This is a genomic window from Ralstonia condita, assembly GCF_958405655.1.
Lineage (GTDB): Bacteria > Pseudomonadota > Gammaproteobacteria > Burkholderiales > Burkholderiaceae > Ralstonia > Ralstonia condita.
On sequence record NZ_CATYWO010000003.1, the window covers coordinates 248,113 to 260,647 of the forward strand.

The 12,535-nt window shown below is 66.5% G+C and carries 15 protein-coding genes; 8 read left to right on the forward strand and 7 right to left on the reverse strand.

Annotated elements, in window-relative coordinates:
• The first annotated feature begins 45 nt into the window (after window positions 1–45).
• Window positions 46–435: a hypothetical protein gene (locus R2N03_RS12845; RefSeq protein WP_316658031.1), complete on the forward strand. Its 390-nt coding sequence runs from the start codon at window positions 46–48 to the stop codon at window positions 433–435.
• A 14-nt stretch (window positions 436–449) separates the two neighbouring features.
• Here the strand turns inward: R2N03_RS12845 and R2N03_RS12850 are convergent, their stop codons facing one another.
• Entirely contained in the window at window positions 450–722 is a 273-nt protein-coding gene (locus R2N03_RS12850; protein ID WP_316658032.1) for a metal/formaldehyde-sensitive transcriptional repressor, read from the reverse strand.
• 106 nt (window positions 723–828) lie between these two features.
• Between R2N03_RS12850 and R2N03_RS12855 the strand changes: the two genes are divergently transcribed.
• On the forward strand, window positions 829–1,632 hold the full coding sequence (locus tag R2N03_RS12855) for a nickel/cobalt efflux protein RcnA (RefSeq protein WP_316658033.1): 804 nt from the start codon (window positions 829–831) through the stop codon (window positions 1,630–1,632).
• 200 nt (window positions 1,633–1,832) lie between these two features.
• Window positions 1,833–2,171, forward strand: coding sequence for a hypothetical protein (locus R2N03_RS12860; RefSeq protein WP_316658034.1), 339 nt, complete (start codon window positions 1,833–1,835; stop codon window positions 2,169–2,171).
• A gap of 77 nt (window positions 2,172–2,248) precedes the next feature.
• Here the strand turns inward: R2N03_RS12860 and argC are convergent, their stop codons facing one another.
• Window positions 2,249–3,175 (reverse strand): N-acetyl-gamma-glutamyl-phosphate reductase, encoded by a 927-nt coding sequence (argC, locus tag R2N03_RS12865; protein ID WP_316658035.1) that lies wholly within the window; start codon window positions 3,173–3,175, stop codon window positions 2,249–2,251.
• A gap of 114 nt (window positions 3,176–3,289) precedes the next feature.
• Here argC and R2N03_RS12870 point away from each other — a divergent pair, with 114 nt between their 5' ends.
• Both R2N03_RS12870 and R2N03_RS12875 read left to right on the forward strand, forming a co-directional pair.
• Window positions 3,290–4,174 (forward strand): LysR family transcriptional regulator, encoded by an 885-nt coding sequence (locus R2N03_RS12870; RefSeq protein WP_316658195.1) that lies wholly within the window; start codon window positions 3,290–3,292, stop codon window positions 4,172–4,174.
• A 154-nt stretch (window positions 4,175–4,328) separates the two neighbouring features.
• The gene (locus R2N03_RS12875) at window positions 4,329–5,621 is read left to right on the forward strand and encodes an MFS transporter (protein WP_316658036.1); all 1,293 of its coding nucleotides are present in this window, start codon (window positions 4,329–4,331) and stop codon (window positions 5,619–5,621) included.
• Between the two features lie 4 nt (window positions 5,622–5,625).
• Here the strand turns inward: R2N03_RS12875 and R2N03_RS12880 are convergent, their stop codons facing one another.
• The 5 genes from R2N03_RS12880 to R2N03_RS12900 form a co-directional block, all read right to left on the reverse strand.
• Window positions 5,626–6,063, reverse strand: coding sequence for an SRPBCC family protein (locus tag R2N03_RS12880; RefSeq protein ID WP_316658037.1), 438 nt, complete (start codon window positions 6,061–6,063; stop codon window positions 5,626–5,628).
• A gap of 46 nt (window positions 6,064–6,109) precedes the next feature.
• On the reverse strand, window positions 6,110–6,547 hold the full coding sequence (locus tag R2N03_RS12885; RefSeq protein WP_316658038.1) for a carboxymuconolactone decarboxylase family protein: 438 nt from the start codon (window positions 6,545–6,547) through the stop codon (window positions 6,110–6,112).
• Between the two features lie 77 nt (window positions 6,548–6,624).
• Entirely contained in the window at window positions 6,625–8,082 is a 1,458-nt protein-coding gene (gene pdxR / locus R2N03_RS12890) for a MocR-like pyridoxine biosynthesis transcription factor PdxR (RefSeq protein WP_316658039.1), read from the reverse strand.
• A 77-nt stretch (window positions 8,083–8,159) separates the two neighbouring features.
• Window positions 8,160–9,371 (reverse strand): NnrS family protein, encoded by a 1,212-nt coding sequence (locus tag R2N03_RS12895; protein ID WP_316658040.1) that lies wholly within the window; start codon window positions 9,369–9,371, stop codon window positions 8,160–8,162.
• A 20-nt stretch (window positions 9,372–9,391) separates the two neighbouring features.
• Window positions 9,392–10,597 carry a globin domain-containing protein gene (locus tag R2N03_RS12900; protein WP_316658041.1) on the reverse strand — a complete coding sequence of 402 codons (1,206 nt, stop codon included), beginning with the start codon at window positions 10,595–10,597 and terminating at the stop codon, window positions 9,392–9,394.
• Window positions 10,598–10,834: 237 nt separating this feature from the next.
• On the opposite strand from R2N03_RS12900, the gene R2N03_RS12905 reads away from it, so the two are divergent.
• The 3 genes from R2N03_RS12905 to R2N03_RS12915 all read left to right on the forward strand — a co-directional run bounded on the left by R2N03_RS12905 (window position 10,835) and on the right by R2N03_RS12915 (window position 12,440).
• On the forward strand, window positions 10,835–11,311 hold the full coding sequence (locus tag R2N03_RS12905; RefSeq protein ID WP_316658043.1) for an RrF2 family transcriptional regulator: 477 nt from the start codon (window positions 10,835–10,837) through the stop codon (window positions 11,309–11,311).
• Between the two features lie 185 nt (window positions 11,312–11,496).
• Complete coding sequence (locus R2N03_RS12910; protein ID WP_316658044.1) at window positions 11,497–11,874, forward strand: DUF2795 domain-containing protein; 378 nt, start codon at window positions 11,497–11,499, stop codon at window positions 11,872–11,874.
• A gap of 26 nt (window positions 11,875–11,900) precedes the next feature.
• Complete coding sequence (locus R2N03_RS12915; RefSeq protein WP_316658045.1) at window positions 11,901–12,440, forward strand: DUF4142 domain-containing protein; 540 nt, start codon at window positions 11,901–11,903, stop codon at window positions 12,438–12,440.
• Window positions 12,441–12,535: the final 95 nt, after the last annotated feature.

Here is a 12,535-nt window from a genome sequence, read left to right on the forward strand (position 1 = left end):
GGTCTAGGATGTAGGCACCTTTCGTCACATCCTGGAGGACACACCATGCCGCATTCCCGTGGTCTTGCGCTCGCCCTGGCGGGTGCCGCGCTGCTGGGCACCGCCACGCCGTCGTTCGCGTACTTCCGCAACGTGCTGGCCAGCACCATCATCGGCTCGATGAGCCAGACCGAACTGCAGTCGTTTACCAAGGCGATCGGCAACACGCTGGTCAACGCGGCCGACAATACCCCCGCGCAATGGACCTGGCCCGCAAAGGGCAGGCTGCCGGCCATCGAAGCGACCATCACGCCGCTGGAGAGCAAGACCGACGCCGGCCAATCGTGCCGTCGCCTGCAAAGCGAGCTGAGCCGCGGCAGCAGCAAGGAGCAATGGACAGCGTGGCTGTGCAAGCAGCCCAGCGGCGAGTGGAAGCTGCGCCCGCTGGCGCAATAACGCGCCGCGCCAGCCTATTTCAGATACGACTTGATCACCTGGAGCACGGCGCTCAGGTCTTCCTGGCGCTGCGCCTCAGCCGGCTGCTTGACCAGATGGTCGGTCAGATGGCCTTCGATGACGGCCGCCATCAGCCCGTTGACCGCACCGCGAATCGCAGCGATCTGCTGCAGCACCGCGGTGCAATCCCCTTCTTCTTCGAGTTGTTTTTCCAGGGCAGCCGCCTGCCCCTGGATACGCCGCACGCGTGCCAGCAGCTTGGCTTTGTCGCGAATGGTATGGGCCATGGATGGGCACTCGGTTTGGGGTGGTTGACGTGCGGAAAGTATCACGCGTGATACTAGGGGGGAGTATACTGCCGCCACCTTGAATTGCCTATCGCCTCGCGATCTCATGACCTCGTTCACGACCCTCCTGCAGCAAGGCAATGCCTGGCTGTTCGTTCCCAGCGCCATCCTTCTTGGCGCACTCCACGGCCTCGAGCCCGGACATTCCAAGACGATGATGGCGGCGTTCATCGTCGCCATCCGGGGCACGCTCACGCAGGCGGTGCTGCTCGGGTTGTCGGCAACGGTCTCGCACACGGCGGTCGTGTGGGCGGTGGCCATGGCCGGTCTGTACTTCGGCCGCAACTGGAATGCGGAAACGACGGAGCCGTACTTCCAGGTGGTGTCGGCGGTGCTCATCATTGGCGTGGCGGCGTGGATGGTCTGGCGCACTTGGCGGAGCACGCACAGCCACGATCATGACCACGACCACGGGCATGACCACGGCCATGGTCACGAAGCGCTGAAGCTTGCCTCAGGCGAGTACCAGGACGCCCATGAGCGTGCGCATGCCGATGACATCCGCCGCCGCTTCGCCCACCGCGACGTGACGACGGGCCAGATCATCGTGTTCGGCCTCACTGGCGGCCTGATGCCGTGTCCGGCGTCGATCACGGTGCTGCTGCTGTGCCTGCAGTTCAAGAAGATCACGCTGGGTGCCGCACTGGTGCTGTGCTTCAGCATCGGTCTGGCACTGACCTTGGTGGCCTCCGGCGCACTGGCCGCACTCAGCGTGAAGCATGTCTCGCGCCGCTGGGGCGGCTTTGGCGAGTTCGCACGCAGGGCGCCATACCTGTCTGGCGCGCTGATCACGCTGGTGGGTGTGTATGTGGGCTGGCAAGGCGTGGCAGGACTGATGCGGATGGCGTGACAGGAGCACGACGCTGCATCCGTTTCCTGGCGGCCTGCGTATATGGCGGTACAGGTTGGCGCACGATCTTTCTCGCAGATGCGGTGTCAGGTGTGCATCCGTGACGCGACCAACCTGCAGGATCGCGGCGGCAAGACGCCGTCAGCGACCTCATGGACGCCGTCTCCGGACGGCATATTCCCCCGCTCAAGGAGTTCATCATGGACACACGCCGCGCTTCGCCCCTTTCCCGCAAACTGTCGCTGAAGGTACTGGCCACCCTCTGCGCATCTGCCGCCCTGTTCACGGCCCTGCCTGCCGCCGCAGCGCAAAGCGAAGGCCGATTCGATCCGTACACGCAGGGCGCCTCCACCGACAAGGCCGACCCCTACACGCAAGGCCTGGACCGCCATGCCGACACCTATGGCTACCTGGCGTGGAAGTACGATCGTTTCGATCCGTATTCGCAAGGCACTGACCGTCAGGCCAGCGCGTACGACGTGCTCGCATGGCGCTGGGATACGAGCTACCCGGGTGATGCACAAGGGCATCGCGCCTGAAGGGCCGTCCGATCTGGTCAGGCCCGGTACCGGATACCGGCGCCTCGCCATTGACGCCCGGCCAGCGCACCGGCGATTCAAGCTGACGCGAGCATCAGCTCCAGATTCTGTACCGCAGCGCCGGACGCCCCCTTCCCCAGGTTGTCGAACACGGCCGTGAGCAGGACTTGGCCGTGGTGGTTGGCGAACACGCCCAGATGCATGTCGTTGGTCCCGTTGAGCGCCTGCGGATCAAGGTGCGTCCATTGGGACGAGGCCTCCAGGGGCATGACACGCACGTGCCGCGCGCTGGCGTAGTGGCGTGACAGGCAAGCATGCAGCCCCGCTGCGTCGACGCCCGGAGCCAGCAGGCGCAGCTCCAGCGGCACCGTCAACACGATCCCCTGCCGGTACGCGCCGTATGCAGGCACGAACATCGGCCGTTGCGCGAGGCCCGCGTGCCGTTCGATCTCGGGCGTGTGCTTGTGCATGAGTCCCAGGCCATACACCTGAAACGGTAGCGCCTGCGACGCGTCGGCGCCCTCGAATGCTTCCACGGCCGCACGACCACCGCCGGAATAGCCCGACACGGCGTGGATGCTTATCGGATAGTCCGCCGGCAGCAAACCCGCTCTCACCAGCGGACGCAGCAGGCCGATCGCACCGGTGGGGTAGCAGCCGGGGTTGGTCACGCGCGATGCCGTGGCAATGCGCTGCGCCTGCCCTTCGCTCATCTCCGGAAAGCCATACGTCCAGCCCGGTGCGGTGCGGTGGGCGGAGCTGGCATCGATCACCCGCACGTCTGGGTTGACGATGGAGGCTACCGCGTCGCGCGCCGCCGCATCAGGCAAGCACAGGATGGCGATATCGCAAGCGTTGATCGCTTCCGCGCGTCGCTGTGGATCTTTCCGGTCGCTGGCGGCGAGCGTCAGTAGTTGCAGACCGGTGCGGCCGCGCAGGCGTTCATGAATCTGCAGGCCAGTGGTGCCCTGGTCGCCGTCGATGAAAATCAGGGGAGCAGTCATGGCGGAGCCCTCTGCGCGTTCGATGGAGGAGCCGCCATCTTCAGGGTCTGCCTAGAATATGAAAAGTTGAATTCGGCAACCTTTCGATTCAGTTTTCCTGAACTGCGCCACCCGATGAGAGAAATCAGTCTGGACCGCCTGCGCACCCTGGTCGAAGTCGCTGACCGGGGTTCTTTTGCAAACGCCGCCCGTGCGCTGCACCTGGCGCCGCCCACCGTCAGCCTGCACATCGCCGAGCTGGAGAGCCGCATCGGCGCTCCGCTGCTGTCGCGCAAGCGGGGGCAGGTCGCGTCCACCGCGATCGGCGAGGTGATGGTCGAGCGGGCACGCAGGCTCCTCGCCGATGCAGAACAGGCACTGGAAGACATTCAGCGGCAGGTCGCGGGGCTGACCGGGCGCGTGAGGCTCGGCGCTTCCACCGGCGCGATCGCACACCTGCTGCCACAGGCGCTGGAGGTGCTGCGGCAAGAGCACCCCGGCATCGACGTGCAGGTGGCGGTCCTCACCTCGCAGGAAACGCTGGCGAGGCTGGCGAGTGGGGCGCTCGATATTGGCCTCGTGGCGCTGCCCCAATCGCAGATGGCGGGGCTCACGATCAAGCCATGGCGGCGCGACCCTGTGATGGCCTTCCTGCCCGCGCACTGGAAAAGCCCCGCGCGCATCACACCTGCCTGGCTGGCTGCACAGCCTTTGATTCTGAACGACGTCACCACGCGGCTCTCGCGTCAGACGGCTGAATGGTTCGCGGCCGACGGCCATCACCCCGTGCCGCGCATCCAGCTCAATTACAACGACGCCATCAAGAGCCTCGTGGCGGCGGGCTATGGCGCGACGCTGCTGCCGCATGAGACCTCGGCGCCGCCAGCGGACGCGCGCATCGTCATGCGACCGTTGCGACCCACGCTGTGGCGTGAGCTTGGCATCGCACACCGCGCCGGACAGGTCGAGCCGTCCACGCGACACGTGCTGGACGTGCTGTGGACACTCCGGATGAAATGACCTATTGCGGATAGGCGGCACACGGGCGCACGGAATAGCGTTTGACTTCCTGTGTCGTGACAACTATCTTGCGATATGTTTTTCGATATGACTTTATGCGCGGAGCGGCCAATGCCGGCCGCTGCTCGCGCGCACCCTGTCTTCCGTCGCCCTGATGCCCATCCTTGAACCCGCTCGCGAGCGCCGCCTGCTGTGGCTGCTCGCCCTCACCCAATTCACCGTCATCATGGATTTCATGGTGATGATGCCGCTCGGTCCGCAGATCATGCATACGTTTGGCATCGGGCCGGCGGCCTTTGCCATGGCGGTATCGGTGTATTCCCTCTGCTCGGGCGCCTCGGGCCTGCTGGCGGCCACATACACAGACCGCTTTGACCGGCGCCGCCTGCTGCTGTCGGTCTATGGTCTGTTCACGCTGGCCAATCTGGCCTGCGCGCTGTCTGGCAACTACGGCATGCTGCTGTTTGCGCGCGCGTTTGCCGGGCTCACGGGCGGCGTGCTCGGCTCGGTGATCCTCGCCATCCTGTCGGACGTGATTCCACCCGCGCGGCGCGGGGCGGCAACCGGAGTGGTGATGTCGTCGTTTGCCCTGGCGGCCATGGCCGGTGTGCCGGTGGGTGTTGCGCTGGGTGCGCATCTTGGCTGGACGGCGCCGTTCTTCCTGCTGACGGCGCTCACGGTGCTGATCTGGCTGAGCGCGCGCCAGATCATTCCGCCGCTGACGGCCCACCTGAGCGGCACCAGCCAGACCGTCGGCCAGATCGTCGTGAACTTGTGGCGCCTGCTGACCAGCCCGCGCCACTTGCGTGCCTTTCTGCTGACCTTCGTGATGATGGGCTCGCACATGCTGGTGATCCCGTTCATCTCGCCCGTGCTGGTGGCCAACCACGGTGTCGCGCCGCAGGATCTCGCGTGGCTGTACGTGGCGGGCGGCGCAGCGTCATTCTTCAGCTCGCGCGCCGTCGGCAAGCTGGCCGACCGCTTTGGCCGCCGCCGGGTCTTCGTTGCGGCTGCGCTGCTGGCATTCATTCCCGTGCTGGTGATAACGCATCTGCCGGACTGGCCCTTCATCGGCATGCTGCTGTTCTTCCCCTGCTTCATGGTGATCCTCTCCAGCCGCATGGTGCCGATGCAGGCGCTGATGACGACCGTGCCGATGCCGCAGGTGCGCGGCGCCTTCCTCTCGGCCAACAGCGCGGTGATGTCGGTTGGCACGGGCGTCGGGGCCTGGCTGGGTGGCCTGCTGCTCAGCGATGGCGCGGGCGGGCATATCGAAGGGTATGGGCTCAACGGCTGGCTGGCTGTGGGCGCGGGGCTGTTCTGCGTAGTCTGGGTCCGTCAGGTGAAGGGCTCGGACGAACGTGGCGACCCGTCGCTCGCGAGCCCCTCGGCACCGCAGGCCGTTCCGCACGCCCTGCCGCAAGCGGCACGGACAGACCAGCCCTGAGCTGCTAGTCCGTTTCGAGCGCGATCTTGAGCTTCAGAAGATCGCGCTGGACCCACTCGGCATCGGCCTCGAACTGGGCGTCGTCCATGTTGGGCTGCTGAAACAGCATGAGCGAGACGGTGCTGCCGGTGCCGTTGCGCACCACGCGCAGCGGCACGGTGACGACCGTGTCGTCCGGCAGGCGCACCCAGTGGTCTGCAATGCCAAAGGAATTGGGCGGGCTGAAGCGGATGAACACTCGGCCCGCCTCGCCTTCGTTGGCCGCTGGCCCCTTTGCGATCCACTCGTCGGGCGCCGCGCCCGACCCCTGCGTGCCGGGCACGAGCCCTTCCGCCAAGCCGGTCGCCCAGATCGGAAAATTCAACGGCTCGGCCAGGAACGCAGCGACATCATCGAGGTGACGTTCAACGTTGATGCTGAGCGTGCGGACGTTGTGCAGCATGAGCCCTCCGTCGGCGGCGTGCGGTGTGGCGAAGTATAGGCAGCGCTCAGCCCGGCAGCTTGCGAAAGCTGATCGCCAGCCGGTTCCACGTGTTGATGGTGCAGACCAGCAGCGTCAGGTCGACGAGTTCGGCATCGGAAAACTGCGCCCGCGCGGCTTGCCACACATCATCGGGCACGCGCGTTTCACCGACGAGCGTGACCGCTTCGGTCCACGCCAGGGCGGCGCGCTCGCGGTCGGTGAAGAACGGCGTTTCACGCCAGACCGAGACGGTCGCCAGGCGGCGCTCGTTCTCGCCACCTCGGCGGGCATCGGCGGTATGCAGATCGACACAGTACGCGCAGCCATTGACCTGCGAGGCGCGCAGGCGCACCAGTTCGGTCAGCGGTGTTTCGAGGGTGCTCTTGCCGAGGGCCTTTTCAAGCCCCATGACGGCCTGGATGGCGGCAGGATTGCTTTGATAGAAGTCGAGGCGGGGTTCCATGCTGGGCTCGTGTGCTTGAGAACCGAGCCAGTCTAGGCGGCGCAGTGGCCGCTTCATATCGCCACTCCGCGTGAATTTCAGGGGGCCACTTTCGCGAGCGCATCGGTCAGCCGGCTTAGCCCGCTGTCGATTTCCGCGACATTCACGTGGCCATACCCGACCAGCAGCCCCGGCTGCGGCGCCGTCGCGACGTACATCCGCTCCATGCCGTACAGGCCCACGCCGACGCCCTGCGCCAACTGCACGATGGTCGCCTCCGACAGCGGCGGGCGCAGTTGCGCCGCCATGTGGATGCCAGCAGTCGACGGCACGGGCGCCATCCAGCGGGCGAGGGACCCGCGCAGATGTCGCAACAGTGCGTGGCGGCGCGCCGCGTACTCCTTGTGCATGCGACGCAGATATTTGCCGAAATCGCCATCGAGCATGAACTTGGCCAGCGCCGCCTGCATGAGCGATTCACTGTGCCAGTCGGCCACCTGCTTGGCACGGCGCAGCGGCGCCACCAGCGAGGGCGGTGGCACCGCATACCCGATGCGCAATTCCGGGAAGATCGTCTTGGAAAACGTACCCACGTAGGCCACGCAGCCCGCAGCGTCCAGGCTCTTGAGCGACTCCATCGGTCGGCCGTCGAAGCGGAATTCGCTGTCGTAATCGTCCTCCACGATGAGCGCGTCATGATGCTGCGCCCAGTCGAGCAGCTGGGCGCGGCGCGCGAGGCTCATCGGCATGCCGAGCGGAAACTGGTGCGACGGCGTGACATAGACGAGCCTGGCATGCGGTGGCAGCGCCTCCACCACCAGGCCCTCTGCATCCACCGGCACCGGCACGACGTTCGCCCCGAGCGCCTGGAGCGCGATGCGAACGGGCGGATACCCGGGATCTTCGACGGCCACCGTATCGCCCGGGCGCACCACCACACGCGCGATCAGGTCGATTGCCTGCTGGGCGCCGTGCGTGACCAGGATGTCGGCCCACGTGCAGACCACCGCGCGACTGAACGCCAGATAGCGCGAAACGGCCAGGCGCAGCGACTGGTCGCCAGCGGGATCGTGATAGGCGCCACGCCCGCGTGCCTGCTGCCGCAGCGCATGCGATACGCAGCGGCGCCACGTATCAAACGGGAAAAGGCGCTTCTCTGTCACACCGCCGACGAAGTCGTAATCGATGCGCGTGCGCGGCATGGGCAGCACGTCTGGCACGTCGTTCCATGGCGTGGCAAATGCGCGCGCCGGCGGCACAGGCGAGGCAAGCTGCTCGGCCGGCGAACGCTGCGGCGCGTGCCCTCGCAGCCCGCCCGTGGCCTCGGCGACGAAGGTGCCCGAACCCGCACGCGCTTGCAGGTAGCCCTCGGCGATCAGGCGCTCGAACACGTCCAGTGTGGTCTTGCGCGACACGCCGATCTGAAGGGCGAGGTCACGCGTGGAAGGCAGCCGCTCGCCTGCCACGAGGCGACCCTCGAGGATGGCGGTGCGTAATTGTCGGTAGAGCTGGCCGGCGAGATCGTGCCGGCCATGGATCGTCAGATGGACATCCATCGTGGGCGCAGTGGGCGGTGGGGCTGCGCCATTCTACGGAGCCGCCGCTGCGGCGGGCAATGCGGAACGCAGGCTGCTCAGCCGTCCCTGCCGTCCGCGCGCGGGGCCATCAGCCACGGCGTGTAGCTCCACAGGTAGACCGCGAATGCCGCCACCCAGAGCGCGCTGGCCGTGCCGATCCACACGTTGCGCGGCACCAGCACGGGTCCCGCCACCCGGACAAGCGCTGCCACCGTGACGGCGGCGTAGGCAAAGTTTTCGGCGCGCCCGGTGCGCAGCAGCCGGCCGGTGTGGCCCAGTGCAGTGCGCGTGATCATCGCCACGATGGCGCCACCGATCGCGCCGGCGGTCAGCGCATGCAGCGCGGTGGAGCGATCGCCCCAGCCCAGCGCCGCAGCCGCCAGCAGGGCGAAGCCGACTGGAATGAAGGCATAGGCCGCGTGCAGGATGGCAACGATGGGCGTGCGCAACGTGCGCCGTGAATCCCAGCCGGCCCAGCGGGTGGCCTGAACCACGGCGGCGGCCGCAAAGACCGCAGCGGGCACGATGCCATCCAGCGGCGCCGCCAGTGCAGCCACCGCCAGCGCCGTGAGCGGCACCATCGCGCGCTCCGCCCACGCAAAACGGCGGACACGCGCGCCCGGAACGGCATTGGTCGTGAACATCGGGATGACGCGTCCACCGATGACGGTGACGAACATGCAGACCAGTCCGGCCGCTGCATCCAGGCAGCGCAGCGCCACGAGCGGCGCGTCCAACGCCAGTGCGGCGTGGAACGCAGCATTCACGGCGCCGAGCACGAGCAAGGCAATGGCCAGCCCGTAGTTGCGCGAGCTGCGCGCGCGCCGCAGGATGCGCAGGAACACGAAGCCGCACGTCGGCAGGAACGCCACATCGACGGCGATCGCCAGCGGCAGCGGCCCCGTCCACATCAGCACGCGGGCAGCGAGCCACAGGCCCGCAAGCGCGGCCAGGTGCTTGCCTTGCGGCGTCTGCAGCCCCGTCCAATTCTTGCCGGCGGTGAACAGAAAGCCGACCACTACCGCCACTGCAAACCCGAACACCATCTCGTGCGCGTGCCAGAACAGCGGGGCAAGCGCCGGGCCGTGCGCAGAGGGCAACACGCCCGTCATCAGGGCTGCCCATAACGCCATGGCCAGCGCCGCAAAGGCGGCGGCCAACAGATAGAACGGCCGGAAGCCGAGCGCGAAGACCGGGTGCCCCGCATACGGCACGCGGCTGGCAGGATCGGGCTGGCCGATATGGAGCAGCGGGGCAGAGCGGGGCATGGTGGTCTCCGGGATGAGGCTTAGAGGATGTCGTCCAGCAGATCGGGACCGAACACCTCGCGGTGGATGCGCTCGGCGGGCACGCCGTTGGCAAGGAGCGCTGCGCGCTGCGCCTGCATGAAGGGCAGCGGGCCGCAGAGATAGAAGTCCGCGTCTGCGGTCTCCGCCGCGATGAATGCATCGACGGACATGCGGCCTGGCTGCGCCGGACGCGAGGCGAATTCGGCGTCCTCGCCCGATTCCAGGAAGACATGCGCCTCGAACGCCGGCAGGATCTGCGCGGCACGCGCGAGGTCATCGGCGTGGGCGACATGGGCGGCCGCGCGGTCGGCATGGCTGAACACGATCTTGCGATCGCTGTTCTGCTGCGCGAGCGTATTCAGGGTGGAAATCATCGGCGTGATGCCCACGCCTGCCGACATCAGGACGATCGGATTGTCGGTGGCGAGTTGCGGCACGAAGTCGCCGTACGGCTGGCTCACCAGCAGGACTGCGCCTTCACGTGCGTGGGTATGCATCCAGTTCGATACGGTACCGGCCGGCCGGCCGCCATCGCCGGCATCGCGCTTGACCGAGATGCGCCAGGTGCGGCCATTCGGCGCATCCGACAAGCTGTACTGACGCTGCTGCAGCACGCCCGGGGAGAGTTCAACCTGCACCGAGATGTACTGGCCCGGCAGGAAATCCGCCAGCGGCGCATCGCCTACAGCCTCGAGCGTGAACGAGACGACGTCTTCGGCCTGCTGGCGGCGCTCGACAATTCGCACCGGCTGACGGTGGTCCGGACCGCTTCCCGTGTGCTGGTACAGGCGCGCCTCGGCGGCAATCAGCTCGGCGGCGAGCAACCAGTAGGCCTCGTCCCACGCGGCGATCAGGTCAGGCGTGGCGGCATCGCCCAGCACTTCGGCAATCGCTCCCAGCAGGTGGCGCGCGACGATCGTGTAGTGGCTCGGCTTGATGCCGACGGCGGCGTGCTTGTGCACGATACGGTTGACCACCGGGCCCAGCGCGGCGTTGTTGCCGTAGTTGGCAGCGTAGGCAAATACCGCCGATGCCAGCGACTGCTGCTGCGATCCATTGGCCTGGTTGCCCATGTTGAAGATGTTGGTCAGCTCGGGGTGGCTGGCGAACATGTTGCGATAGAAGGTCTGCGTGATGGTCAGACCGTGCTCGCGCAGCACGGGAACGCTGGCATCAATGAAAGGCTTGGACCGCTCGGACAGCATTGTGAACTCCAAATATGCGTGATTAATGCAACAAATAAGACGGGGGCGCCGTCACGCTCTGTTGTGTGGCACCCCGGTGACGAGGCAACCGCTTGCATTGGATTCTATTAAACGTATATTTGAGATGCAACAAATTGACCTGCGGCAAACCGGCGCATCTTCTGGTGAAGTTCCCCTTAAGATGTGCCTTTCGTGAATGTTTCTGCGCGCCACGCACCCGCCTGGCCGCCGCCCGCCATGCGACTGACCGACTACACCGATTACGCCTTGCGCACGCTCATCTACGTGGCCGTGCATCCGGACGAGCTCGTCACCATCCAGCGCATTGCGGACGCATTCGACATCCCGAAGAACCATCTCATCAAGATCGTCCAGCAGCTCGGGCAGGACGGCTTTCTGCACACGGTGCGAGGGCGCGCGGGGGGCATCACGCTGGGCCGCCCGGCCGCGCAGATCAACCTGGGCGACGTGGTGCGCGCCACCGAGCCGGACTTCCGCATGGTCGAGTGCTTTCATGGCGAGCACAACCACTGCGTCATCACCCGCGTCTGCGGTCTGCGGGGCGTGCTGCGGACCGCGCTGCAGGCGTACTTCGACGTACTGAACGGCTACACGCTGGAAGACCTTGTCGACAAGCCTGCCGCAGTCAACCGGGCACTGGGTGAGTCGATGACGCTGCCGATGCCGCGTAGCGTCAAGCGCAAGGCGGGTTGATCGGCGCTTGCCAGAAAACGCTCGCCTGCATGGAGGAAGCACCTCCAGTGCTGCCTGCGACCCTTTCAGCATCACAACGCCCTGCATTGCCCCGCTGCCACGCGCAGGCATGTTCACTGCTGCGCATCGGCTGTCGGCCGCGCCATTTCCGGTGACGGCCCGTTCAACCGACCAGCGGAGGTGTCATGAAAACGACTCGCGGCAAGACCCAGCACGCATCGCACTCGAAATCGACGGCGCAAAGCCATCGCGGCAGCGCATCGGCCGATGAGCGTGGCGGGCACGCCAGCCACGGCAATGCCGGCAAATCCCCAGACCGCGCGGGGGCCAAGTCGCACGGGCACGGCGCGGACGGCGGCGGCCGTGAGCACGCGATGCACTCGCCGATCAGCATTCAAAAGGCCCTGAAGGGCGCGTCCTATCCGGCGAAGAAGCAGGAACTGGTGAAGACCGCGCAGGCCAATGGTGCCGACGACAGCACGCTGCAGACGCTGCGTGACATGCCGGACGACGAATACGACACGCCGGCCGCGGTTTCCAAGGCCGTCGGCCACGAAATGTGATGCCCACCCGCGCAGGAGGACCACCCATGGACCGATCGACACAGCATATTCGCGCGCGGCGTGTCGCCGCGTTGTTTCTGGCAGGTGCACTTGGCTTTGGAGGCGCGCTGAGCGTCGCGCGGGCTGCGGCGGACAAGGCCGACACGGCCTTCGTCACGAAGGCGGCAGCTTCCGGGCTGCTGGAAGTGCAGGCCAGCCAGGTTGCCATCACGCGCGCCAGCAACCCTGACGTACGCGCCTTTGCACAGCGGATGGTGAAGGACCACACGACCGTCGGCGACGAACTCAAGCAGTTGGCCGACAAGAAGGGCATCCCCGTGCCTGGGAGCCTGCCGGCTGGTGAGCGCGCCAAGGTCGACCAGCTCAATGCGCTGGAGGGCGCGAAGTACGACAGGACCTACGCCGATGAGGTGGGGACACAGGCGCACAAGGAGGCCGTCTCGTTGTTCGACAAGGCCTCGAAGGAGGCCAAGGACCCTGACATCAGGGCGTTCTTCGCGCACAACCTGCCTGCGCTGCGCGAGCATCTGCAAATGGCGGAGCAACTCCGGCCCGCGGTGAAATGACCCGCGGCCCGACACGTACCGGTAACCGGTAACCGCTGCGCAGCCGACACGAGGAAAGGGGCGGGGTACCCGCCCGGCGACGATACGTTCGTCGC